Here is a 24,831-nt window from a genome sequence, read left to right as displayed (position 1 = left end):
CGTCGTCGCGTTGATGGTGGTGGCTGTCGTCAGCTTCACTGTGTACCGATTGCACGGCATCTTCGGTTCCGACAACACCGTGTCGAGACCGAGCGCCGACGCCCTGGAAAACACCGGCTACAACCCCAAGCGCGTCCTGTTCGAGGTGTTCGGTTCTCCCGGATCCGTGGCCACCATCAACTACCTGGATGTCGACGCGCAACCGCAGCGCGTCGACGACACCCCGCTGCCGTGGTCGCAGACATTGACCACGGATGACCCGACCATGTTCGCCGACCTCCGCGCGCAAGGCGACGGAGCCACGATCGGTTGCCGCATCACCGTCAATGGCGTGGTCAAGGACGAAAGGTCCACCAGCAACGTGAACGGATACATCGCCTGCTTGGACAAGTCCGCATGAGCGAGCACGAGAAGACGACCGAGGGCGTGACCGGTTCCAGAACCGCGCGCACCATTCGCCGACTCGCCGTGCCGATCCTGCTGGTATGGATCGCCGTCGCGGCCGTGACGAACATCGTGGTGCCCCAGCTGGAGGTCGTCGGCGCGGCACGCTCGGTGGGGTTGAACGCCCCCGATGCCCCGTCGACCGAGGCGATGCGCCACATCGGCCAGGTCTTCGACGAGTTCAACTCCGACAGCGCGGCGATGATCGTGCTGGAGGGCGACCAGCCACTCGGCGCGGACGCTCACCACTTCTACGACACCCTGGTGCAGCGACTGGCGCAGGACAAAGAACACGTCGAGCACATTCAGGACTTCTGGGGGGATCCGCTCACCGCGGGCGGTTCACAGAGCAAGGACGGCAAAGCCGCTCTGGTGCAGGTGTATCTGGCCGGTAACCAGGGCGAAGCGCTGTCCAACCAGTCCGTCGACGCCATCCGCGAGATCGTGGCGAGCACGCCGCCACCGCCCGGGGTCAAGGCCTACGTCACCGGTGCCGCCCCGCTGATCACCGACAACTTCGAGGTCGGCAGCGAAGGCACCGAGAAGGTCACCGGCATCACCTTTCTCGTCATCGCGGTCATGCTGCTCGTCGTCTACCGGTCCTTCCTCACCATGCTCATCATGCTGGTCACGGTGCTCATCGAACTGGCGGCCGCACGCGGTGTCGTTGCCGTGCTGGCACATTCGGGCGTCATCGGCCTGTCGACCTATTCGACGAACCTGCTCACCCTGTTGGCGATCGCCGCAGGCACGGACTACGGCATCTTCGTGGTCGGCCGCTATCACGAGGCCCGTAACCGAGGCATGGACCGAGAAGCCTCCTACCACGACATGTTCCGTGGGACCGTGCACGTCATCGTCGGCTCGGGGCTGACCATCGCCGGGGCGGTGGCCTGTCTGCACTTCACGCGGCTGCCCTACTTCCAGACCCTGGGCGTGCCCGCCGCCATCGGGGTTCTCGTCACGCTGGCGGCCGCCCTGACCCTGGGGCCCGCCGTCCTGGTGATCAGCAGCCACTTCGGCCTGTTGGAGCCGAAACGCAAAGTGCGGGCTACCGGTTGGCGCCGCATCGGTACCGCCATCGTGCGGTGGCCCGGCCCCATTCTCGTCGTATCCTGCGGGATCGCGCTGATCGGTCTCCTCGCCCTGCCGGGGTACAAGACCAGTTACGACGCGCGCCCGTACCTGCCGGCATCGGCACCGGCCAACGTCGGCTATGCGGCCGCCGAGCGGCACTTCTCCCAGGCCCGGCTCAACCCCGAACTGCTGATGGTCGAGACCGATCACGACATGCGCAATCCCGCGGACATGCTCGTGCTCGAACGCATCGCCAAAGCCGTGCTGCACACCCGCGGCATCGCCCTGGTGCAGTCGATCACCCGACCGCTGGGCACACCGATCAAGCACAGCTCCATCCCGTTTCAGATCAGTGCGCAAAGTGCCAGCCAGATCATGAATCTCGGCTATCAGCAGGACCGTGCCAAGGATCTGCTCAAACAGGCCAACGAGATCACCAATACCGTCAACATCCTCAAGCAGCAGGTCGAATTGCAACAGGCCAGCGCCGCGGCCACCCATGAGCAGACCCAGGCGTTCCACGACACCGTCACGATCGTCAACGACCTGCGCGACAAGCTCGCCAATTTCGACGACCAGTTCCGGCCCCTGCGCAACTATTTCTACTGGGAGCCACACTGTTTCGACATCCCGATGTGCGCGGGGCTGAGGTCGGTGTTCGACGCGCTGGACGGCATCAGCCAGCTCAGTGAGCAGTTCGGGAACATCACCGCGAGCCTGGACAAGCTCGATGCCCTTCAACCACAGCTCGTGGCGTTGCTGCCCCCGCAGATCGCCATCCAGGAACGAAACCGCGATCTCATCCTGTCCAACTACGCCACCACAGCCGGCACCAACGCGCAGTCCGATGAGGCACTGCGTAATTCGACCGCGATGGGTCAGGCGTTCGACGCGGCCAAGAACGACGACTCCTTCTACCTGCCACCGGAAGCCTTTGACAATCCCGATTTCCAGCGCGGCCTGAAACTGTTCATGTCGCCGGACGGCAAGGCCGCCCGCATGATCATCACGCATGAGGGCAATCCCGCTACCCCCGAAGGTATTTCGCACATCGACGCACTGAAGGACTCTGCGTTCGATGCAATCAAGGCCACCCCGCTGTCGGATGCCAAGATCTACGTGGCCGGAACCGCCTCTGCGTACAAGGACATTCAGGACGGCGCGAAATACGATCTGCTCATCGCCGCACTGGCCGCGATCAGCCTAATCCTGCTCATCATGATGTTCATCACCCGCAGCCTGGTCGCCGCGCTAGTCATCGTCGGCACCGTCGTGCTGTCGTTGGGGGCGTCATTCGGACTGTCAGTCTTGGTGTGGCAGTATATTTTCGGTATTCCGCTGTACTGGATCGTGTTGGCACTGGCCATCATCCTGCTGCTCGCGGTGGGCGCCGACTACAACCTGCTACTGATATCCAGGTTCCAGGAAGAGATCGGGGCGGGGCTCAAAACCGGCATCATCCGTGCGATGTCCGGCACCGGCAAGGTCGTCACGGCCGCGGGACTGGTGTTCGCCGCCACCATGTCGTCATTCATCTTCAGCGACCTCATCGTGCTCGGCCAGATCGGCACCACGATCGGCCTGGGCCTGCTGTTCGACACCTTGATCGTCCGATCGTTCATGACGCCGTCCATCGCGGCGCTGCTCGGTCGGTGGTTCTGGTGGCCGGTGAACGTGCGCCCCCGCCCTGCCAGCCGGATGTTGCGGCCCTACGGGTCCCGCACCTCGGTCCGGGAATTGCTCAAAACCGATGCCGAGGACGGTTCGGAGGCGAAAGCCTAGAGCTTGGACACCGGGGCGTGGTTGTGCATCAACTTGACCCGGCCGGCGCTACCGAAGTCGATCAGCGACATCGCGGACTCGCCGACGCCGGAGACCTCCTCGACCCGGCCCAGGCCGTACTTGTCGTGGGTGACCCGGTCGCCGGGCTCCAACACGATCAGCGCCCGGTTGCGCGCCGCGGCCGGCCGTGACGGTGACGGGCGGGGTGTGCCGTAGCGCCCGGCGTTGCCGATCGGTGCACTGAACGACGACGCCTGCTCGGTGCGTCGCCAATTGATCAGCTCCTGCGGAATCTCCCGCAGGAAACGGGATTCCGGGTTCAGCATCGGCTGCCCCCACGACGAGCGCACCTTGGCGCGGCTGAGATAGAGACGCCGGCGTGCGCGGGTGATCCCGACATAGGCCAGCCGCCGCTCCTCGGACAGTTCCGTCGGATCGCCCAGCGCCCGCATGTGCGGGAACATGCCGTCCTCCCAGCCCGTGACGAACACCGCGGGGAACTCCAGGCCTTTGGCGGTGTGCAACGTCATCAACGTCACCACGCCCGCGCCGTGTTCGGGTATGCCATCGGCATCGGCCACCAACGACACCCGTTCCAGGAACTGGGCCAGCACGCCGGTGTCGGGGATGTCCTCGTCGACCGGCTCGTCCTCGGCAAGTGCCCTCGAGTTGGCCAGGTCGGTGCTGAATTCGTGTGCGACGCTGACCAGTTCGTTGAGGTTGTCCAGCCGGGCCAGGTCCTGCGGATCACTGGAGGCTTCCAGGTCACGGCGATAGCCGGTGCGCTCCAGCACCGCCTCGACCAGATCACCCAACTCGTCGTCGAGCTTTTCCCGCAGCCCGTCGAGCATGGTCACGAAACTGGCGATCGCCTTCTCCGAACGGGAGTTGAGCATGGGCACCCGCCCTTCGGCGGCGGCCTGCAGCGCATCATTGAAGCTGCCGCCGGTGTTCTCGGCGTATACTGCCACGCAGGCCTCGGCCCGATCGCCGATGCCGCGCCGCGGCGTGTTGAGGATGCGGCGCATGCTCACCGCGTCACCGGGATTGTCCAGCACCCGCAGGTACGCGACGATGTCGCGGATCTCGCGGCGTTCATAGAACCGCACGCCGCCGACGACCTTGTACGGGATGCCGGCGCGGATGAAGACCTCCTCCAGCGCGCGTGACGAATTGTTGGTGCGGTAGAACACCGCGACGTCGTTATAGGTGATCTCGCGACTGTCGGCCAGCGCGTCGATCTCCTCGGCGACGAAACGGGCCTCGTCATGCTCGTTCTCGGCGACATAGCCGACGATCAGTTCGCCTTCGCCTTCGTCGGTCCACAGCCGCTTCTCCCGCCGGCCGGTGTTGCGCGCGATGACCGAGTTCGCCGCGTTGAGAATGGTCTGGGTGGACCGGTAATTCTGTTCCAGCAGAATCGTCGTCGCGTCGGGATAGTCCCGCTCGAAGTCTTCGATGTTGCGGATGGTGGCGCCGCGGAAGGCATAGATGGACTGGTCGGCGTCGCCGACCACACACAGCTCGGCGGGCCCGACCCCGTCCTTCTCGTCGAGATGATGCCCCACCAATTCCCGCACCAGCGCGTACTGGGCGTGGTTGGTGTCCTGATACTCGTCGACCAGGATGTGCCGGAACCGGCGGCGGTAATACTGGGCGATCTGCGGGAAAGCCTGCAGCACGGCGACGGTCTCACCGATCAGGTCGTCGAAGTCCAGCGCGTTGGCGGCCCGCAACCTGCGCTGGTACTCGGCGTAGACCTGCGCGACGATGCCTGCCATCTCCTCGGCCGCCTCAGACGCCTCGGCCGCGGCCTGCTCGGGCCCGATCAGCTCGTTCTTCAGGTTGGAGATGGCGTTGGCCAGCAGCCGGGGCGAATACCGCTTGGTGTCCAGCCCCAGGTCCTTGCCGATCATCATCAGCAGGCGCCGTGAATCGTCGGAGTCGTAGATCGAGAAGTTGGAGTTCAGCCCCGGCAGCAGCGAGGCCTGATTGCGCAGAATCCGCACGCACGTCGAATGGAACGTCGAAACCCACATCGACTTCGCCCGCGGGCCGATCAGCTCCACCACGCGCTCACGCATCTCCGCGGCAGCCTTGTTCGTGAAGGTGATCGCCAGCACCTGTCCGACACCCACGTCGCGCGCCGCCAGCAGGTAAGCGATGCGGCGGGTCAGCACCGCCGTCTTGCCCGACCCGGCGCCGGCGACGATGAGCAGCGGCGAACCCTCGTGCAGCACCGCCTGGCGCTGTTGTGGGTTGAGGCCGTCGAGAAGTTGGTCCGTGTCGGTGGCGATGCTCATATCGACTCCAAACCTACCGTTGGGCGGGGACAACACCGCATCGACAGCCCGATGAGGACCCCCACTCGACGCGACCCCACTTGGGCTGAGACGATCAAAACCGTGCCTGACATCGATGACCTGCGTCGCGAGATCGACGAACTCGACGCCACCATCCTGGCCGCCGTGCAGCGGCGCACCGAGGTGTCCAAGCTGATCGGCCAGGCCCGGATGGCATCCGGCGGCACCCGGCTGGTGCACAGTCGCGAGATGAAGGTCATCGAGCGCTTCGGCGTGCTCGGCCCCGAGGGCAAAGACCTGGCCATGCTCCTGCTGCGTCTGGGCCGGGGCCGCCTAGGTCACTAGCGCTTTTTCCGCGGAACTGCATTCCCGGTCACTAAGCCGGCCGCTCAACAGCCCTGGTTTCCGTTTCGCGGCGCGCCCACGCTGCGCGGACCCGGCTGAGTATGTCGCGGGGACGGTCCTCTTTGATGACGCGGATGTGTAGCCACCGCTGACGCTGAATCTTTCTCAGCCGGATCACGTCCCACGCATATTGCGCCCGGTCGGTACGGTGCTGATCGCCGTCGTACTCCACCGCGATCTTCAGATCCTCCCAACCGAGGTCCAGGTAGGCGAAGGGGTATCCGTAGTCGTCGAGCACCGGAATCTGCGTCTGGGGAGCCGGATAGCCCGCATCGATGAGCAGCAGTCGCAGCCAGGTTTCTTTCGGCGACTGGGCGCCGGGATCCATGAGGTCAAGCGCTTCGCGGCACCGCCGCACTCCATGAGCGCCCCGGAATTCCTCGGTGAGGGGCCGCACGTGGTCGGCGGCCAGTCCGGTGGCGCGGGCCAACGCGTCGAGGTGCTTGACGGCGGCTCCCCTGGGTAGAAATCGACCGAGATCCAACGCGGTCCGCTGAATTGTCGCGATCGCCATACCGTTGATCTCGACAACGTCGTCGCAGGTGAAGCGGTCGTTGTGGGTGATGATGCCCGACGGCGGACGGTGGTTCTGCCAGATCAGTTCGACGGGGCTGTCCTCGTCCACCCATTGCGCCCCGTGCAGAGCCGCCGCCGCGCGACCCGTGATGACGCCGCGACGCTTCGACCACAGCCAGGCCGCCATGGTCTTGTCGTACAGCGTGGTCTCGGCGATCCGCAGTTGGTAGACGTCAGGAAATATCGGCCGGTAAGCCGACCGCAACCGACCGCGCGTGAGATCGCCCCGCGCCAATGCCTCGCTGCCCAAGAAGATCGTTCCCATGGGCGGATACTGCTTGGCAGGCCCGACAATTCACCGAGACGGCAACCAGGGTTGTTAACCGCCTGGTTTAGCGACCGGGAATGCAGTTCCGCGGAGGGAGTCCACCAGCCACGGTGTGAGCCACTTGACGGCCTCGGCGGTGGGGTGCACGCCGTCGCTGCGCATCCTGGTGCCGTTCACGCGTGCGGTGTATTCGCCGTCGGGATTGAGCTTGGCGTTGAAGTCGAGCACGGACACGTTCGGCCGCTTGTCGGCGACCTCGCGCACCAGCTTGTTCCACGCCTCGACGCGGGCCGGCCGGTCCTCCGGATACAGGCTCCCGTCGGCCCGCTCGCCGCGGCGGGTGTACGGCGCGGTGGTCACCACCACCCGCGAACCCGTCGAGCCGAGGATGTCCAGCGCCTGCCGCAGCTCACCGCGCAGGTACTTGTCGTAGTCGTCGTCACCGATGTGCGTCCACTCGCCCTTGTGCATCCGGTCGACGATCTCCCAGCGGCCGATCATCAACAGCACCGTGTCGGGCCGGTCGTGCTTGATGCGCTGGCTCCACCGTGCCGGCCAGGTGTCGCATTCGGGCTTCTGGTTGATGGTCTCGCCCGCCGAACGGTACGGGCCGCCGCGGGCGATGCCGCATCCGATCGTGGTGTAGTCCGTGAAGCTGAATCCCGGCGTCTTCGGTAGATAACGCATCACCGTCCACGCCACCGAGTCGCCGAACACCGCGACCGTGCGGGTGCCGGGGGCCAGACGCACCGGCGGCGAGCCGACCGCGACGGGAACCTCGGCGCCGACGTCGGGCTGGACCGCGGCTGCCGACATCACGTCGGGGCCGGGTTGGGTTGGCCCGGAGCCGACGGGAAGGACGACCGTGGCCACCACCGCTGCCGTCGCCACGCTCGCGGCGGCCAGCCTCAGCATCGGCACGTGCACCGGACGCCAGCGCTTGACGGGTTGCTCGATCAGCCACCACGACGCCGCGGCCGCCGCGACCGTGACCGCACACCGCAGTGCCAGCAGCGTCCAGCTGGTCAGGCCGGTGCGTTCACCGTTGAGGATCAGGAATATCGGCCAATGCCACAGATACACGCCATAGGAGATGGCGCCCAGCGCCACCAGTGGACGCCACGCCAGCGCCCGGGCGACGTAGCCGTCCTGATCGAGCGCGACGGGCGCGATGACCAGAACGGCGCCCAGCGCCACGATGATCAGCAGCCCGTGCCGGAAGTCGTCGGCACTGCCGGTCGCCAGATGCGTGGCCACGCCCAGCACCGCCAGCCCGAGCACGGGCAACAGCCAGGCGACCCAGCGTCGCCATCGCGCACGGATCAAGGTGCCCGACACCGTGAGCGCCGACCAGTCCCGCACCAACAGCGCCGCTGCCGCCGCCCCCACCAGCAGGGCCTGCGCGCGGGTGTCGGTGCCGAAATACACCCGGTTGAGCGAGTCCTCGTCGACGAACACGATCGCCGCGACCGCCGATGCCGCCGCTCCTGCCGCCGCGAGCGTGAACACCGCCATCCGCACCGCCTGCGGAAACCGCTTGCGCACCAGCATGATCGTGGCCAGCACCAGCACCGGCCAGATCAGGTAGTACTGCTCCTCCACGCCGAGCGACCACGTGTGCTGCAGCGGCGACGCCGTCGCGCCCTGGCTGAAGTAGTCGGCCCGCTGAACGACGAACGCCCAGTTGGCAACCCAGAAGAACGCCGCGAGCGCGTCGTCCCGCAACGACGTGATCGCATCGGGCGGGAACAGCGCCTGAGCCGCGACGACCGCCAGCGTCATCACGATCACCGCGGGCAGCAGCCGACGGACCCGGCGGGTCCAGAAGCCTTTGAGATCGATGCGGTCGGTCCTGCGGAACTCGTCGAGCAGCAGCGAGGTGATCAGAAATCCGCTGAGCACGAAGAAGATATCGACACCGAGGAATCCGCCGGCCATCCCGGGAACACCGCCGTGATCGGCCAACACCAGCAGCACCGCAATGGCGCGGATGCCGTCGAGGGCCGGGATATCGCGGCGGGCAGGAACCGTCCGGCGTCGACCGGCAGCACGGACCGGCGCCGCAGTCACCTCATGCCCTCCCGTCTGGCGTCGAAGCACAAGACTATCCCCGGCGAGCAGACGCGAAAGTCCCCCGACAGCGGCGTGTCGGGGGACTTTCGCGTCTGCTCGCCGGATTGGCTACTTGGTCAGCGCAATGTACTTGGTGTCGAGGTACTCCTCGATGCCCTCGGTGCCGCCTTCGCGGCCGAACCCGGACTCCTTGATGCCGCCGAACGGCGCGGCCGGATCGGAGATGACACCGCGGTTGACACCGACCATCCCGGACTCGATGCCCTCGGCCACACGGAGCGCGCGGTCCAGTGATTGCGTGTAGATGTAGGCGGCCAGGCCGTATTCGGTGTCGTTGGCCGCCGCGATGCCTTCGTCCTCGGTGTCGAATCCGGTGATCGGGGCGACCGGCCCGAACACCTCCTCGGAGAGGATGCGGGCGTCGGCGGGCACGTCGGCCAGGACTGTGGCGGGGTAGAAGTGGCCGGGGCCGTCGGGGGCGACGCCGCCGACCGCGACCGTCGCGCCGCGGGACACCGCATCGGACACCAGCTCGGTGACCGTGGCAACCTGCTTGGCATTGATCAGCGGGCCCAGGGTCGACGACTCGTCGATGCCCTTGCCGAGGGTGAATTCGCTCATCCGCTTGACGAGCTTCTCGGTGAACTCCTCGCGCACCGAGTTCGCCACGTGGAACCGGTTGGCGGCCGTGCAGGCCTCACCGCCGTTGCGCATCTTGGCCAGGATCGCCCCGTCGACGGCCGCGTCCACGTCAGCGTCGTCGAACACGATGAACGGTGCGTTGCCGCCCAGCTCCATCGAGGTCCGCAGCAGCTTGTCCGCGGACTGCTTCACCAGCGCCTTGCCCACACCGGTCGAGCCGGTGAAGGTCAGCTTGCGCAGCCGGCCGTCGTCGATCAGCGCCTCGGTGACCGGGCGGGGGTTGCTGGTCGGCAGCACCGACAGCACGCCCTTGGGCAGGCCCGCCTCATCCATCAGCTTGGCCAGCAGCAGCATGGTCAGCGGAGTTTCCTGGGCAGGCTTGACGATCATGGTGCAGCCTGCGGCGAAGGCCGGGCCCATCTTGCGGGTGCCCATGGCCAGCGGGAAATTCCACGGCGTGATCGCGTAACACGGGCCGACGGCCTGCTTGGTCACGATGATGCGGCCGGTACCCGCGGGGCTCTGCGTGTAGCGGCCGTCGATACGCACCGCTTCTTCGGCGAACCATCGGAAGAACTCGGCCCCGTATTTGACCTCGCCCTTGCTCTCGGCCAGCACCTTGCCCATTTCCAGGGTCATCAGCGCGGCGATATCGTCGGCGCGGGCGGTGATGGTCTCGAACACCGAACGCAGAACTTCGCCGCGCTCGCGGGCCGGGGTGGCCGCCCAGTCCGCCTGCACCGCGCAGGCCGCGTCAAGTGCGGCGACCGCATCGTCGGCGGTGGCGTCGGCGACCGCGGTCAGCACGTGATCGTCGCTGGGATCGAGGACGTTGAAGGTCGAGCCGGCCTCGCGCTCCTCACCGCCGATCCACAATCCTGTCGGCACGGATGAAATCAGCTCTTCAATGTGCATACATCCATCATGTACACCTTTGAACCGAACGTCGCACTAAGGTCAACAGAATGAGTGCTGACATCACCTCGACTCCCGCATGGCAGGCGCTCTCGGCCCACCATGACGAGATCGGCGCCAAACATCTGCGCGAGTTCTTTGCCGAAGATCCCTCGCGCGGAACCGAGCTCGCGCTCACCGTCGGCGACCTCTACATCGACTACAGCAAGCACCGGATCACCCGCCGCACCCTCGAGTTGCTGGTCGACCTGGCCGATGCGGCCGGTCTCGAGCAACGTCGCGACGCGATGTTCACCGGCGAGCACATCAACACCTCCGAGGACCGGGCGGTACTGCACACCGCGCTGCGGTTGCCCGCCGACGCCTCGTTGACCGTGGACGGCCAGAACGTCGTCGCTGACGTGCACGACGTTCTCGATCGGATGGGCGACTTCACCGACCGGCTGCGCAGCGGCGAGTGGACCGGCGCCACCGGCAAACGCATCACCACCGTCGTCAACATCGGTATCGGCGGTTCGGACCTGGGCCCGGTGATGGTGTACGACGCGTTGCGCCACTACGCCGACGCGGGCATCTCGGCGCGGTTCGTGTCCAACGTGGACCCGGCCGACCTCGTCGCGACGCTGTCCGATCTGGACCCGGCCACAACGCTTTTCATCGTCGCCTCCAAGACGTTCTCGACGCTTGAGACGCTGACCAACGCGACCGCAGCGCGGCGCTGGCTGGTCGATGCGTTGGGTGACGCCGCGGTGTCCAAGCACTTCGTGGCCGTCTCCACCAACAAGAAGCTGGTCGACGAGTTCGGCATCAACACCGACAACATGTTCGGTTTCTGGGACTGGGTCGGCGGCCGGTACTCGGTGGACTCGGCGATCGGGCTCTCGGTGATGGCGGCGATCGGTCGCGAACGTTTCGCCGAATTCTTGGCGGGCTTCCACCTTGTCGACGAACATTTTCGTACCGCTCCCTTGACCCAGAACGCCCCGGTGCTGCTCGGGATGATCGGGCTGTGGTATTCGAATTTCTTTGGCGCACAATCCCGTGCGGTGCTGCCGTACTCCAATGACCTGTCCCGGTTTGCGGCGTACCTACAGCAGCTGACCATGGAGTCCAACGGCAAATCGGTGCGCGCCGACGGGTCCGCGGTGAGTACCGACACTGGCGAAATCTATTGGGGTGAACCGGGAACCAACGGCCAGCACGCCTTCTACCAACTGCTGCACCAGGGCACCCGGCTGATCCCGGCCGACTTCATCGGGTTCTCCCAGCCCACCGATGATCTGCCGACCGCCGACGGCACCGGCAGCATGCACGACCTGTTGATGAGCAACTTCTTCGCCCAGACCCAGGTGCTGGGCTTCGGCAAGACAGCAGATGAGATCGCCGGTGAAGGCACACCCGCACATGTGGTGCCGCACAAGGTGATGCCGGGCAACCGGCCCACCACCTCGATCCTGGCCACGCAGCTGACCCCGTCGGTGGTGGGGCAGCTGATCGCCCTCTACGAGCACCAGGTTTTCACCGAAGGCGTGATCTGGGGCATCGACTCGTTCGACCAGTGGGGTGTGGAGCTGGGCAAGACGCAGGCCAAGGCGCTGCTGCCGGTGATCACCGCCGCGGCGTCACCGGCCGAGCAGACCGACGGGTCGACCGATGCCCTCGTGCGGCGCTACAGGGTGGAGCGCGGTCGATCGGCCTAGCTCAGCTCTCGGGGTCCGGCCGGATCCACCCCAGGATCATCGTCGGTGCACAGCCCCCGGCCAGCAGGATGGTGAGCACCATCAACCCGCCCGCATACGCCATGGCGGTGTCGGTTCCTTCGGTGATGACGGCTCCGATGATCAGGTAGAAGATCGGGATCATCATCAGGTACTGCGTGAGGGTCAGGCCGATCGAGCGGGCGTTGTTGCGTTGCTGCAACTCGAACTCGTCGAGTGCCGCCAACGGAGCGTCACCCTGCCTGCCGGACACGATCTGCAGCATGATCCACAGCGGGAAGAACAGCAGGCAGGCAGGCAGCCACAACACCGGTGCCCACTTGACGCCGAAGGCGCACACCACCCCGACGGCGAACATGAACGCGAGCGCGATCCCCAGACCGACCACCAGCATCCGGCGCCGCTGCTGGGTACGCCAGCTACGCAGCGTGTTGGCGTAGGTGCGCTCGTGTTTGAGGAAACGTCGGGTCCGGAAGTCCTGGTACCGGTCGATCAGGGTCGGACTAGACATCGGCATCGCTCCCTTGCGGTTGGGCGGGTCTGCGGTAGAGCTCGGTAGACAAAGGCGTGAAGGCGGTGCGTGAAAACACCGCCTCCACGGGCAAACCGAAAACGTCGCAGATCCGGAACGCCAGATCGAGGCTGGGATAGTGATCGCCTCGCTCCAGCGCCCCAACCGTCTGCGGGTTGACGTTGATCAAGGTGGCGAGCGCTGCCCGTGTCATCCGCCGCTCGGCGCGGAGCACACCGATGCGGTTGTGGATGGGGAGCGTTTCCCCTCGTCTCACCGGACTCATGCAACACATTATTGGGAAAACCCAACAATATGTCAACATGATCAACCGGAATACATGGTCAACCGCGCGAGCGGGTTACGGGGCGGGAACGCTGGCGCAGCCGACGTAAGGTACGCAGCCGCTGGCACCGCCGGGACCGGCCGTGCCACCCGGGCCGTACGGAATCTCGCCGGTAGCACCCCCCGGTCCCGCAGTTCCACCCGGACCGTAGGGAATATCGCCGGTCGCTCCACCTGGCCCAGCGCTGCCGCCAGGGCCGTAAGGAATCGAACCGCTCGCCCCGCCGGGTCCGGCCGTACCGCCAGGGCCGTACGGAATCTGGCCGGAGGCACCGCCGGGACCTGCGGTTCCGACGTCTGCGCACGGTGTGCCGTCGGCGTTGACACACGGCGGGGGCGGAGGTGGCTCCGAAGCGGCAACCGGGGCCAGTGCCACTGCGCTGGCCGCCGCGCCTGCAAAGAACATCGAGGTAATCAGTTTCGCCATCATGACGGTCGTCTACCCACGACCGCTGGAAATCAAAACCCCCGGGGGCAGGCGGCAAGCGACCGTTCCGGCGCGAAAAAGTACGCGGCGCGGAAACGATCAGTTGGCTGACCGTTTCCGCGCCGAATTCACGGGTGGGTTATCCCGGCAGGTCGATGGTCCGGCATGGGCCACCCGGGACACAGGCGACGCCGCCGCCAGGTCCGGCTTCGGCCCACGGGCCATTCGGCACACCCGCTGAGACGTGGCCGTCAGAGCCCGCTTGAGCCCCAGGTCCACCGGGGACCTCGGCGCCGGCGCCGCCCGGACCCGCGGAGGGAGTGCACGGCGTGCCGTCCGGGTTGAAGCAACCCGGCGGCGGAGGCGGCGGGGGTGCCGGCTCAGCGAGAGCGGCCGGGGCGAGCGCGATGGCTCCAGCCGCGGCGCCAGTGAACAGTACGGGCGTTAGTTTCCTCAGTTTCACCATCATGTGGTTTTGCCTACCCCGCGACGGCTCAGGGCTAAACCTCCGAAAAGCTACGCGAAACGCTTCGTATAACGCGGCGGCAGCAGCCGCAGCACCTGGGTCAGCGGTGCCCACGGCCAGCGTGGCACCACCGCACGGCCCTTCTCCTTCTCGATGGCCTCGACCATGGCACGGACGCCGGTCTCGTTGTCGACCATCAGCATCGTGGTCGCGGACCTGGCCGTCATCTCCGATTCGATGTAGCCCGGCTCGATCACGGTCACCCGGATCGGACCCTTGTCGTATTCGGCGCGCAACGATTCACCCAGCGACGTCATCCCGGCCTTGGACGCGCAGTACGCCGCCTTGCCGCCGGGCACGCCCGTGTTGCCCAGCACCGAGGAGATCAAGACCAGATGCCCGCTGCCGGACTTCTTGAACATCTCCAGCGCGGTCTCGATCTGCACCAAGCCGGCGACCAGGTTGGTCTCGATGGTGGCCTTGTTCGCCCACGGCTTGCCCTCGCCCAGTGGCCAGCCCTTGCCGATGCCTGCGTTCACGATCACCCGGTCGATGCCGCCGAGTTCCTCGGACAGTTCTCCGAACACCCGGGGTACGGCCTCGTGATCGTTGACGTCGAGCGCCGCGACGGCGATCTTGATGTAGGGATGCCGGTCGGTGAGTTCGGCCTTGAGCTCGTCGAGCCGCTCGGTGCGACGGGCGCACAACGCGAGGTCACGGCCCTTGGCGGCGAACTGCCGGGCCATGCCGGCACCGAGGCCGGAGCTGGCTCCGGTAATGAGGATCTTCTGACGGGTCACCGCTGCAGGATAACCTGGTTAGACAGCTGTCAAGAAACCGCTACTTCAACAACCGTGACATCCTGCGGTCGGCCAGTACTTTGCCGCCGGTCTGGCACGTCGGGCAGTACTGGAACGACTTGTCGGCGAACGACACCTCCCGCACGGTGTCACCACACACCGGGCACGGCAGTCCCGTGCGGGCATGCACGCGCAGCCCGGAACGCTTCTCCCCCTTGAGCGTTGCGGCCTGCTGCCCCACCGACCGCGAGACCGCATCGGTGAGCACCGAGATCATCGCGTCGTGCAGATCGGCGAGTTGCGCCTCGGCCAGCTTGCCCGCGGTGGCGAACGGCGACAACTTGGCCACATGCAGGATCTCGTCGCTGTAGGCATTGCCGATCCCGGCGATCACCTTCTGATCGGTGATGACGTTCTTGATGCGTCCGCTCTGCCCCGCGAGGACGCCCGAAAGCCCGGCCGCATCCAGCGACAGGGCGTCGGGCCCGAGCGAGGCGATCTGCGGGACATCGACAGGATCGGAGACCACCCATACCGCGAGCCGCTTCTGCGTGCCCGCCTCGGTGAGATCGAATCCGACCGCCCCGTCGAGGTGCACGCGCAACGCGATCGGCCCCTTGCCGGGCTTGAGCGGCGTCGGCGCCAACTTGTCCGACCAGCGCAGCCAGCCGGCCCGCGACAGGTGAGTGATCAGATAGGCGGAGTCGGTCTGCAGTCCGAGGTACTTGCCCCAGCGGGCGGCACCGGTGACGGTCTGCCCGTGCAGTGCGGTGACCGGCGGGTCGAACGTTTTGAGCACCGACAATGCGGCCACGTCGACGCGCGTGACCGTCCGTCCGGCCGCATGCCGGCGCAGATGGTCGGCGAGGGCCTCGACCTCAGGCAGTTCGGGCACGCCTCCCAGTGTGGCAGCCGGATGCCGAGGATGCTGTAAACATGCCCGACCGGCCGGCGCCCGAACCGGCTCCCCACCCATTGCGGGGCGTCTTCGCGGTCAACAGGGTGCAGCGTCGTTGGCCGTTCGCGTTGCGGGCCGGGATATGTATGGCGGTACCGGTATTCGCAGGCTGGGCAGCGGGCGATACCGCCGCCGGTCTGATCGCCACCATCGGCGGGTTTACCTCGCTCTACGGCAGCGGACGGCCGTATCTCAACCGCGGGGTGTACCTCGGGGTGGTCGCGGTGTGCTTCGCCGTCGCGGTGGCGCTCGGCGATTGGGCTGCGTCCTCGCCGTGGCTCGGTGTGCTGACGGTGACCGCGATCGCGGTGGTGGCGGTGCTGGTGTGCCATGCCCTGGCCATTCCACCGCCCGGGGCCTACATGTTCGTGTTGAGCTGCGCGGCGGGTACCGGGTCCGTGTCGACACACCTGAGCCCGGGCCATCTCGCGACGCTGGTGCTCGCCGGCGGCATGTTCGCCTGGTGCGTCCACATGGTCGGGGCACTCGTGCGCCCGCGGGGACCCGAGAAGGCTGCGGTGGCGGCCGCCGCGACAGCCGTCGCGCAGTACCTCGACGCCATCGGCAGCGACGCCGAAGCCGCGGCCCGCCACCGGGGCGCCCAGCTGCTGCACAGCGCGTGGGTCACGCTGGTGACCTTCCAGCCGGTGGCACCCAAACCCGACGATGCCCTCTACCGGTTGCGGGTGGTGAGCCGCCGCCTGCACGCGTTGTTCGCCGAGGCGATGCGGGCCGCTGACTCCGGCGCACCGGTGCCGGCCGGCGGGGCCGCTCTGGCCAGGCATCTGGCCACCGTGCCCGCCGACGCGATCACCGATGAGCATGGCGCCGAAGGGGTTCCGCTCGGCCGCCCCAGCGCGGTGATGTTGCTGCGCCGGGCGCTGACACCGGGTTCGGTCTCGCTGCGGCTGGGGCTGCGGGTCGGTGTCGCCGTGCTGATCTCCGGTGCCGTCGCCGCCGCGCTGACCATGAACCACGCCTACTGGGCGATGGCGGCCGCGGTGCTGATGCTGCACCAGGGCTTCGATTGGCTGCGCACCCTGACCCGCAGTGTCGAACGCGCACTGGGCACCTGGCTGGGACTCGTGGTCGCCGGGGTGATCCTGGCACTGCATCCGCAGGGCCTGTGGCTGGTGCTGGTGATCGGTGGGCTGCAGTTCGTCATCGAGATGTGGGTGGTCCGCAACTACACGCTGGCCGTCGTGTTCATCACCCCCGCCGCGCTGACCATCGCGTCGGGCGGGCATGCCGTCACCAATGTCGGGGATCTGCTTCTGGCCCGCGGCGCGGACACCCTGATCGGTTGCGCCGTGGCCCTTCTGGTGTACCGGCTGACGTTGCGCCGACGATCCCGACCGGGCCTGGCCACCGCGATCTCGGCAACGGTCGACGCGGTCGCGACCACGCTGCCCTACCTGGCCACCGGCGCCGTGGCCACCGCCGAGGCCCGCACCGACCGCCGCGATCTGCAGTTACGGGCGATGGCACTGCTGCCCGCCTACGACGCCGACATCGGCGGGTCAGCCGCGCAACGTGTTGCCGCCGAGAGCATGTGGCCCACTGTGGTGGCCGCCGAGCAGCTCGCCTACCGCACGCCGGCCGCCTGCTGGGCGGCCGAACGCGACGGCGACATCAGGGCCGCGAGCGATACCGCCGCCGCCCTTGCCGAGCAGGTGTCCGCGTTACGCGGCGCGCGTGACGAAGGACAGTAGCCAGCTCACGATCGACAACACGATCGCGGCCCAGACGGCCGTCCACCAGAACTGGTCGATCTGCAGACCCCAGTGGGTGGTGGTCTCGGTGATCCACGAGGTGATCCACAACATCAGCGCGTTGATGACGATGTGGATGAGGCCGAGGGTCAGGATGTAGAGCGGTATCGACAGGATCTGCACGATCGGTTTGATGATCGCGTTGACCAGACCGAAGATCACCGCGACGACGAAGATGATCCCGACCCGCGCCAGTGCGGTGTCACCGCCGATGAAGCTCATGCCCGGCACGATGAGGGTGACAACCCAGAGCGCGAAACCGGTCACCGCGGCACGCAACAGAAATGAGCCCATGGGCGATCAGTCTGCCGAGCGCAACCGGTGTGTGTCCACACGCCTGCAGGTACCCAAAGTATCCGGTACCGTGGGTATTGACATCTTGCTGCACCGCTACTTAGGTTCGAGGGCGAAACGTCAACGAAGGGACGTCAACGGTGACTTCTTCGGTCCGACCCGCTGCAAAATCTGCCAAGGCCGCGAGCCGTGACGAGTTTTCCGAGCGGCTGCTCAAGGGCTCGGTCAAGAAGTCCTACGCACCTGTCGTCGACATCGACTGGGACGCGCCCCTGGACCCGGACAAGTTCTATCTGCCGCCGAAAGTGGTGTCGCTGTACGGAACACCGTTGTGGGACAGCATGTCCAGGGAACAACAGGTTGAGCTGTCCCGCGAGGAGCTGGCCAACACGCTCTCGGCGGGCATCTGGTTCGAGAACATCCTCAACCAGGCGCTGCTGCGCAAGATGATGCACCAGGATCCCACCGCGCACGCCACCCACTATGAGCTCACCGAACTCGGCGACGAGACGCGGCACATGGTGATGTTCGGCAAGGCGATCGAGCGGATCGGTGCCAAGCCGGTGCGGCCTCGGCTCTATCAGCGGATGATCATCAACGGACTGCCGTTCGCGTTCCGGGGCTCACTGCTGTGGGTGGCCGCGCTGATCGGCGAAGAGATCTTCGACTCGCTGCAGCGCCAGATGATGGATGATCCCGAATTGCAGCCAATGGTGCAGCGGCTCATGCGCATTCACGTCACCGAGGAGGCCCGGCACATTCAGTTCGCCCGCGACGGGCTGCGTAAACGCACCCCGACGATGCCGTGGATCAGCCGCGCGTGGGTGGGCAACCTCAATGGCATCGGCGGCCTGTTCTTCCGCTTCCTGTTCACCAACAAGGTGCAGTACCGGCGCGTCGGCCTGGATGCCCGCGCGGCCCGCCGGATGGCCAGGGCCAGCGAACATCGCCGCCAGACGCAGATCGACGGGTTCGCGCCGCTGGCCGCATTCCTGCAGGAAGTCGGGCTGATGGGTCCGATCGCGCGACGCCTGTGGCGGCGCACCGGCTTCCTGCCCGCCAAGCAGGTTCCGTTCACGACCGACCGCGATTCGCTCGCCGAACCCAGTGCCGAAACCGGTGCCGCAATCAGTGCCGCAATCAGTGCCGAGGACGACGTCTACGACGGCCCGGCCACCCTGCACATTCCGGGGCTGGATGACCGACCCGTCCGGGTGCGGCTGACCGGGCACCTGGACCCGATCGACGGCCGGTATCACTGGCGGGGAACGATTCTCGACACCGCTCTCGACGCGACCGGGCCGGTACGGCTCACCATCGGGTCCCGCAGCGTCGATGCGCGGATCACTGAACGCACCGCGCAGGGAACCGCGTCGATCACCGGCGTGGGAGTGCCTCCGTTCACGCTGGACGACGTGGCGGTCACCGTCGCCGGTTGAGCACGGCCGTACCGAGCAGCGCCACCGCGAACACCCCGCCTGCGGCGCCGGAGATCAGCAGCGGCAGTTGTCCGTCGGCGCCCCATGCCAAACCGGCCCACACCCCGGCACCGAGAATCGCAAAACCACTGAGGCCCTGGAACACTCCCTGCGCACTGCCCTGCAGATCGGAACCGACCAGCGAGGAGATCCAGGCCTTGCTGACGCCGTCGGTGCACGCGGTGAACAGGCCGTACGCCCCGATCAGGAGCCAGGCCGCCAGCGGGTCGGTGGTCAAACCGAGACCGGCGTAGCCGATCGCGAAGAACACCAACCCGATGGCGAACACAGGCAACCGCCCGATGCGGTCGGCCAGCAGACCGGCCGGAAAGCTCGCGATCGCGTACACCGCGTTGTAGGTCACGTAGGCCAGAATGACTTCGACGACCGAGAAGCCGATTTCGTTGAGCCGCAACAACAGCAGCGCGTCGGGAAAGTTGATCAACCCGAACGCGACCAGCACCGCCGTCACGCGCCAGTAGCGGCCGGGCAGGTCCTTCACCCTGGCGAAGATCGGCGGATGCGGTGCGGCCGGTCGCTCGCGGCGAGGCTCGGAAACCAGGAACACCAGCGCGACGCTGAGCACCGCCGGTATCACCGCAACCCACAGCAGCGGCGCGATCTGGTGGTCGAGCAACTCGTAGCCTGCCAGGCCCAGGAGCGGACCCACCACCGCACCGGAGGTGTCCATCGCCCGGTGGAATCCGAATACCCTGCCGCGGGCGGCCGGGTCGATGTCGTCGACCAGCAGGGCGTCGCGTGGCGCACCGCGCACGCCCTTGCCGAGGCGGTCGACGACGCGGCCGGCCAATACCCCGGGCCAGGCCCCCGCGGCCGCCACCATCACCTTGCCCATTGCCGCCATCCCGTAGCCGCTCGCGACCAGTGGCCGGCGGGCGAAGCGGTCACCGAGCGGACCGGCGGCAAGTTTGGTCATCGCGGCGGCGCCCTCGGCCGCACCTTCGACCGCACCCACCACCGCGGGCGGCGCACCGAGCACCGATGTCAGGTAGATCGGCAGCAGCGGATAGAGCAGTTCGCTTGCGGCGTCCTGCAGGAACGATACCGCCGAGAGCACCCGCACATTGCGGGTGAGCCAGGGCCGACCGCTGCGTGCCGTGGTACTCATCTCCGACATCATGCCGGGCCGCGCGAATGCAGCGATCCACCCGCGCAAGTTCTAGAACACGTTCTAGTGTGGGGGCATGCGGTTCACCTATGCCGAAGCGATGACCGACTTCTCCTACTACATCCCCTTGGCCAAGGCCGCCGAAGCGGCCGGGTATCACGCCATGACGATTCCGGACAGCGTCGCCTACCCGTTCGAGTCCGATTCGAAGTATCCCTACACGCCTGACGGCAACCGGGAGTTCCTGGACGGTAAGGCCTTCATCGAGGCCTTCGTGCTGGCTTCGGCGTTGTGCGCGGCCACCACCACGCTGCACTTCAACTTCTTCGTGCTCAAGCTGCCCATCCGCCCGCCGGCCCTGGTGGCCAAGCAGGCCGGTTCGCTCAACGCCATGTTCGACAACCGGCTCGGGCTCGGTGTCGGGACCAGCCCGTGGCCGGAGGACTACGAGTTGATGGGCGTGCCGTTCGCCCGCCGCGGCAAGCGGATGGACGAGTGCATCGACATCATCCGCGGCCTCACCAGCGGCGAGTACTTCGAATATCACGGCGAGTTCTACGACATCCCCAAGACGAAGATGACGCCTGCACCGACGAGGCCCGTGCCCATCCTGGTCGGCGGCCATGCCGATGCGGCGCTGCGCCGCGCCGCCCGCTGCGACGGCTGGATGCACGGCGGCGGCACCGACGAACTGGACGTTCTCCTGAAGCGGCTCAATGAGCTTCGCAAAGAGGAAGGTTCCGCCGAGGACTTCCAGATCCACGTCATCTCGGCCGACGCGTTCACCCTCGACGGCATCAAGCGGCTGGAGGACAAAGGCGTCACCGATGTGATCGTCGGTTTCCGGCTGCCCTACATCAAGGGTGATGACACCGAGCCGCTGGACCGCAAGATCCGCCATCTGGAGATGTTCGCCGAGAACGTGATCGCCAAGCTGTAGGCGTTCCGGCCCAGCACCGCGATGTCAGAGCAGGTCGATGGCGTCGACGCTGAGCACCTCGTCGAGGACCATGGTCGCGCAGCCGATCAGACCGGATTGATCTCCGTAGGTCGACGGCGCCACCTGCAGGGTCCGGGTGGCCATGGCAGTGGCGTTGCCGTACAACGTTTCTCGCAATCCTGCGACGAAGATGTCATAGGCCCCCGCCATATCGCCTGCGACCACCAGCACGGCGGGGTTGAGCAGGTTGACCGCCGCGGCCAGCACCTCGCCGACGTGACGGCCACTGTCCCGGATGAGCCGGCGGGCATCGGCGTCACCGTCATGCGCGAGTGCCACCACGTCGCGCAGATGGCTGACGGGGCGACCGTCCTCCCGCAACGCCGCCACCAACGCCCACCCGCCCGCGATGGCCTCCAGGCAGCCGGTGTCCCCGCAGCGGCACGGAAACCCCGTCGCGGCGGCCGTCTTGTTGTGGCCCAACTCGCCCGCGGCCTGCATCGCGCCGCGTTGCAGCGCCCCGCCCGCGATGATGCCCGCGCCGATGCCGGTGGAAGCCTTGAGCACGAGCATGTCGTCGACGGCGCGGCGCTCGCCGTGATGTTCGGCGAGCGCGATGACGTTGACGTCGTTGTCCACCACGACGGGCGCGTCGGTGAGCTCCCGCAGATAGGTCTGTAACTCCACACCGTCCCAGCCCGGCAGGATCGGCGAGCTCAGGCTGGCGCCGCGGCGGCGGTCGACGGTGCCGGGCAAGCTCGCCCCGACCCCGAACAGCCGCTTGTCCCGATGGCCGTCGAGCAGGGCGTCCAGACGCTTGACCACATCGGGCATCAGGTCATCCGGCCCGAGTTCGGGATGCTGATCGATATCGGCCAGCTCAAGAATCTCGCCGGCCAGGTTGCACACCGCCAGCCGGGTGCGGCTACGGCCGATCGCGGCGGACACCACCACCCCGGCCTCGGCGTTGAACGAAAGCAGCGTGGGCGGCCGGCCACCCGTCGAGGGGGCCTGCTCGGTTTCGGCAACCAGGCCGTGGTCGGCAAGTGCGCCGACCCGTGCCGATACCGCGGTCCGCGACAGCCCGGTCAGCTGGCCGATCTCGGCACGGGTCACATCGCCCCGCGCCCTGATCAGGGCCAGAACCTCGCCGACGGTCGTCACATACCGAGCGTAACCTCCCTCACTTTCACCTCCAAAATACAAAAGTAGGTTGATGAGGGAGCGGAAGTGCGGTTAGCGTTGCACGAGTGACATCAACCCTCGAACGCGGTGGCGGCTCCAAATCGGTCGTGGCGCCCGATCCCACCGTGCGGTGGCTCGCGGTATTCGCCCTGGCCCTCGGCGGCTTCGGCATCGGCACCACTGAGTTCGTCGCGATGGGGCTGCTGCCCGACATCGCGTCGGCCTTCAGGATTTCCGAGCCCGTCGCCGGGCACGTCATCTCCGCATACGCACTCGGCGTGGTCATCGGCGCGCCGGTCATCGCCGCGCTGACCGCCCGGCTCCCCCGCAAGGCGCTGCTACTCGGCCTGATCGCGGTGTTCACGCTCGGCAACCTGGTCAGCATGGTCGCGTCGTCGTATTCGGCGCTCGTGATCGCCCGCTTCGTCGCCGGACTGCCGCACGGCGCCTTCTTCGGAATCGCCGCGCTGGCCGCCGCGCACCTCATGGGTCCCCAGAACCGGGCCAAGGCCGTCTCCCACGTCATGTGCGGTCTGACGTTCGCCACGGTGCTGGGCGTGCCGGTCGCGTCCTGGCTCGGTCAGGCACTGGGCTGGCGCAGCGCCTTCGGCCTGGTGGTGCTGATCGGCGTGGTGACGCTGACAGCCCTGTGGTTCTGGCTACCCGACCAGTTGCGTGCGATGCACGTCAGCAGCCCGCTGACCGAGTTGGGCGCGCTGCGGCGCCCCCAGGTCTGGCTGGCGGTCCTGGTCGGCATGATCGGCTTCGGCGGGATGTTCGCCGTCTACACCTACATCAGCACCACGATGACCGATGTGGCCGGGCTGCCCCGCGCCCTGGTGCCGGTGGCACTCATGGTCTTCGGCCTCGGCATGGTGGTCGGCAACCTGGTCGGTGGCCGCATGGCCGACATGTCGGTGATCCGGGCGCTGTACCTGTCCATGAGCACGCTGGGCGTGCTGCTGGCGGTGTTCGTGCTGGCCTCCCACAACCCGTGGTCCGCGCTGCTGGTCCTGTTCGGGATCGGCGCGGCGGGATCGGCGGTCGGTCCGGCGCTGCAGACCCGGCTGATGGATGTGGCCCACGACGCGCAGACGCTGGCCGCCGCGTTGAACCATTCCGCGCTCAACATCGGCAACGCCAGCGGGGCCTGGGTGGGCGGTCTGGTGATCGCGGCCGGCTACGGCTACACCGCGCCCGCCGCCGCCGGTGCGCTACTGGCCGTCGGCGGGCTGCTGGTGCTCACCGTCTCGGTCGGGCTGCAGCGCCGCCGCCCCTAGTGTGCCCGCCGTTTGCCGGCGCATGACGAGCGCGCGGAAACACGTCCCGAACCGTCACCGATGTCCTGCGAGATAACAAAGTTCAAAATGTGATGGGGCGGCTCGGTCGGCGTCCGTCGATGGGGCTGGTGGTGCACGATCGTGCGTCTGCGTCCATCGTGGCGGCGGCGCTCGTCGAGGTCGCTACCGGGTTGGATCCCGGTAGCGTCATCGACCGCAGGTGGGGTGCAGCGGGGTGGGCAAGCCCCGGGCTTGCGTAGATCTCAGGGTCCGCGTATTCCTTTGCCGCCGTGAGCATAATCGTTGCCGATGCTCTGCCAGGGGTCGGGGTAGGCATCGGTGGCCGGGTTGGAGTCGATCGCCGTGGGGTCGTCGTCGAGCCAGTCCAGGGGAATCGGCTGGTTGAGCGGGGCCGGGTGGTCGAGGTCGGCGGTACTCGGTGGGGTCGGGGTGGGCTGGTCGTACATGTTGGCCCACTCGCGGTCCCATTCCAGGATCGCTTCGAGGTCACACTCGGGGATTGACTCGGGGTGCCAGTCGAGGTCTGCGATTGTGTCCCAGTGTGGTTCGCGTTGCGCGTTCCACTGTGGCTCGCGTCCTGTGTCGGACCTCGGTTCAGGTTCTGGCTCGCACTCCGGCGCCGGTTCGGGTTCTGCTTGCCTTTCCGGTTCGCGGTCTGCGTCCCTCCCCGGTTCGGGTTCCGCGTCCGACCTCAGTTCGGGTTCCGGCTCGGGCTTCGGGTCAGGCTCGGGGTTTTCGGGTGGGGTGAGCAGGAGTTCGGGGCGGTGGTGGTAGTTGATGCGGGCTTGGCCGTGATCCAGGGCGGGTGGGGGGTGCCAGGCGACTTCGCCGGTGTCGGTGATGGTGGTGGTGTAGCCGCCGTCGGAATGGACGAGGCGATTATCGGGCCCACACGCCAGGGCCATGTCATCGACATTGGTGTAGCCACCATCAGCCCAATCGGCGACGGCGTGGTGGACCTGGCTGCCGTAGGCACCCACGGTGCAACACGGTTTGGTGCAGCCACCGTCGCGGGCGATGAG

Annotated in this window: 21 protein-coding genes and 1 pseudogene; 9 read left to right on the top strand and 13 right to left on the bottom strand. The window is 67.0% G+C overall.

Annotation, left to right across the window (positions count from 1 at the left end):
- Positions 1-13: 13 nt before the first annotated feature.
- The gene (locus M1247_RS28690; RefSeq protein WP_317159994.1) at positions 14-400 is read left to right on the top strand and encodes an MmpS family transport accessory protein; all 387 of its coding nucleotides are present in this window, start codon (positions 14-16) and stop codon (positions 398-400) included.
- Positions 397-3,303: an MMPL/RND family transporter gene (locus tag M1247_RS28685; protein ID WP_317159807.1), complete on the top strand. Its 2,907-nt coding sequence runs from the start codon at positions 397-399 to the stop codon at positions 3,301-3,303. Before M1247_RS28690 ends, M1247_RS28685 begins: the two co-directional genes overlap by 4 nt.
- Here the strand turns inward: M1247_RS28685 and pcrA are convergent.
- Entirely contained in the window at positions 3,300-5,606 is a 2,307-nt protein-coding gene (pcrA, locus tag M1247_RS28680) for a DNA helicase PcrA (protein ID WP_317159806.1), read from the bottom strand. The genes M1247_RS28685 and pcrA overlap by 4 nt on opposite strands.
- 51 nt (positions 5,607-5,657) lie before the next feature.
- On the opposite strand from pcrA, the gene M1247_RS28675 reads away from it, so the two are divergent.
- Entirely contained in the window at positions 5,658-5,951 is a 294-nt protein-coding gene (locus M1247_RS28675) for a chorismate mutase (protein WP_317159805.1), read from the top strand.
- A gap of 31 nt (positions 5,952-5,982) precedes the next feature.
- On the opposite strand, the gene M1247_RS28670 is transcribed toward M1247_RS28675, so the two are convergent.
- The 3 genes from M1247_RS28670 to M1247_RS28660 form a co-directional block, all read right to left on the bottom strand.
- Entirely contained in the window at positions 5,983-6,852 is an 870-nt protein-coding gene (locus M1247_RS28670; protein WP_317159804.1) for a putative endonuclease domain-containing protein, read from the bottom strand.
- Positions 6,853-6,906: 54 nt separating this feature from the next.
- On the bottom strand, positions 6,907-8,925 hold the full coding sequence (locus tag M1247_RS28665; RefSeq protein WP_317159803.1) for an acyltransferase family protein: 2,019 nt from the start codon (positions 8,923-8,925) through the stop codon (positions 6,907-6,909).
- Positions 8,926-9,036: 111 nt separating this feature from the next.
- Positions 9,037-10,485 carry an NAD-dependent succinate-semialdehyde dehydrogenase gene (locus M1247_RS28660; protein ID WP_317159802.1) on the bottom strand — a complete coding sequence of 483 codons (1,449 nt, stop codon included), beginning with the start codon at positions 10,483-10,485 and terminating at the stop codon, positions 9,037-9,039.
- A gap of 50 nt (positions 10,486-10,535) precedes the next feature.
- On the opposite strand from M1247_RS28660, the gene pgi reads away from it, so the two are divergent.
- A complete protein-coding gene (gene pgi, locus M1247_RS28655) occupies positions 10,536-12,185 on the top strand; it encodes a glucose-6-phosphate isomerase (protein WP_317159801.1) in 1,650 nt (549 codons plus the stop codon).
- Position 12,186: 1 nt separating this feature from the next.
- Here pgi and M1247_RS28650 read toward each other — a convergent pair whose 3' ends face one another.
- The 5 genes from M1247_RS28650 to M1247_RS36545 form a co-directional block, all read right to left on the bottom strand.
- Complete coding sequence (locus M1247_RS28650) at positions 12,187-12,714, bottom strand: hypothetical protein (protein WP_317159800.1); 528 nt, start codon at positions 12,712-12,714, stop codon at positions 12,187-12,189.
- Positions 12,707-13,000, bottom strand: a complete 294-nt coding sequence (locus tag M1247_RS28645) for a helix-turn-helix transcriptional regulator (RefSeq protein WP_317159799.1) — start codon at positions 12,998-13,000, stop codon at positions 12,707-12,709. Before M1247_RS28645 ends, M1247_RS28650 begins: the two co-directional genes overlap by 8 nt.
- A 75-nt stretch (positions 13,001-13,075) precedes the next feature.
- Positions 13,076-13,489 (bottom strand): hypothetical protein, encoded by a 414-nt coding sequence (locus M1247_RS28640; RefSeq protein WP_317159798.1) that lies wholly within the window; start codon positions 13,487-13,489, stop codon positions 13,076-13,078.
- Positions 13,490-14,002: 513 nt separating this feature from the next.
- On the bottom strand, positions 14,003-14,752 hold the full coding sequence (locus tag M1247_RS28635; RefSeq protein WP_317159797.1) for an SDR family oxidoreductase: 750 nt from the start codon (positions 14,750-14,752) through the stop codon (positions 14,003-14,005).
- A 40-nt stretch (positions 14,753-14,792) separates the two neighbouring features.
- Positions 14,793-15,647, bottom strand: coding sequence for an Fpg/Nei family DNA glycosylase (locus tag M1247_RS36545; protein WP_458695263.1), 855 nt, complete (start codon positions 15,645-15,647; stop codon positions 14,793-14,795).
- A 41-nt stretch (positions 15,648-15,688) separates the two neighbouring features.
- On the opposite strand from M1247_RS36545, the gene M1247_RS28620 reads away from it, so the two are divergent.
- Positions 15,689-17,422 (top strand): FUSC family protein, encoded by a 1,734-nt coding sequence (locus M1247_RS28620; protein WP_317159796.1) that lies wholly within the window; start codon positions 15,689-15,691, stop codon positions 17,420-17,422.
- On the opposite strand, the gene M1247_RS28615 is transcribed toward M1247_RS28620, so the two are convergent.
- A complete protein-coding gene (locus tag M1247_RS28615) occupies positions 17,393-17,776 on the bottom strand; it encodes a phage holin family protein (protein WP_317159795.1) in 384 nt (127 codons plus the stop codon). The two genes, M1247_RS28620 and M1247_RS28615, sit on opposite strands and share 30 nt — an antisense overlap.
- A gap of 140 nt (positions 17,777-17,916) precedes the next feature.
- Here M1247_RS28615 and M1247_RS28610 point away from each other — a divergent pair, with 140 nt between their 5' ends.
- Positions 17,917-19,215 (top strand): diiron oxygenase, encoded by a 1,299-nt coding sequence (locus M1247_RS28610; protein WP_317159794.1) that lies wholly within the window; start codon positions 17,917-17,919, stop codon positions 19,213-19,215.
- Here M1247_RS28610 and M1247_RS28605 read toward each other — a convergent pair.
- On the bottom strand, positions 19,199-20,383 hold the full coding sequence (locus M1247_RS28605; RefSeq protein WP_317159793.1) for an MFS transporter: 1,185 nt from the start codon (positions 20,381-20,383) through the stop codon (positions 19,199-19,201). The genes M1247_RS28610 and M1247_RS28605 overlap by 17 nt on opposite strands.
- Before the next feature lie 76 nt (positions 20,384-20,459).
- Here M1247_RS28605 and M1247_RS28600 point away from each other — a divergent pair, with 76 nt between their 5' ends.
- On the top strand, positions 20,460-21,323 hold the full coding sequence (locus tag M1247_RS28600) for an LLM class flavin-dependent oxidoreductase (protein ID WP_317159792.1): 864 nt from the start codon (positions 20,460-20,462) through the stop codon (positions 21,321-21,323).
- Between the two features lie 24 nt (positions 21,324-21,347).
- Here the strand turns inward: M1247_RS28600 and M1247_RS28595 are convergent, their stop codons facing one another.
- Positions 21,348-22,487 carry an ROK family transcriptional regulator gene (locus M1247_RS28595; protein WP_317159791.1) on the bottom strand — a complete coding sequence of 380 codons (1,140 nt, stop codon included), beginning with the start codon at positions 22,485-22,487 and terminating at the stop codon, positions 21,348-21,350.
- An 86-nt stretch (positions 22,488-22,573) separates the two neighbouring features.
- On the opposite strand from M1247_RS28595, the gene M1247_RS28590 reads away from it, so the two are divergent.
- Together M1247_RS28590 and M1247_RS28585 are read left to right on the top strand one after the other, a co-directional pair.
- Positions 22,574-23,788: an MFS transporter gene (locus M1247_RS28590; protein ID WP_317159790.1), complete on the top strand. Its 1,215-nt coding sequence runs from the start codon at positions 22,574-22,576 to the stop codon at positions 23,786-23,788.
- Positions 23,789-23,877: 89 nt separating this feature from the next.
- Positions 23,878-24,048 carry a hypothetical protein gene (locus M1247_RS28585; protein ID WP_317159789.1) on the top strand — a complete coding sequence of 57 codons (171 nt, stop codon included), beginning with the start codon at positions 23,878-23,880 and terminating at the stop codon, positions 24,046-24,048.
- A 3-nt stretch (positions 24,049-24,051) separates the two neighbouring features.
- Here M1247_RS28585 and M1247_RS28580 read toward each other — a convergent pair.
- A pseudogene (locus tag M1247_RS28580) lies at positions 24,052-24,831 on the bottom strand (HNH endonuclease signature motif containing protein); the annotation flags it as partial.

Origin of the sequence: Mycobacterium appelbergii (assembly GCF_032883035.1) — a bacterium.
Lineage (GTDB): Bacteria > Actinomycetota > Actinomycetes > Mycobacteriales > Mycobacteriaceae > Mycobacterium > Mycobacterium appelbergii.
This window is presented reverse-complemented; position numbering and strand designations above follow the sequence as displayed.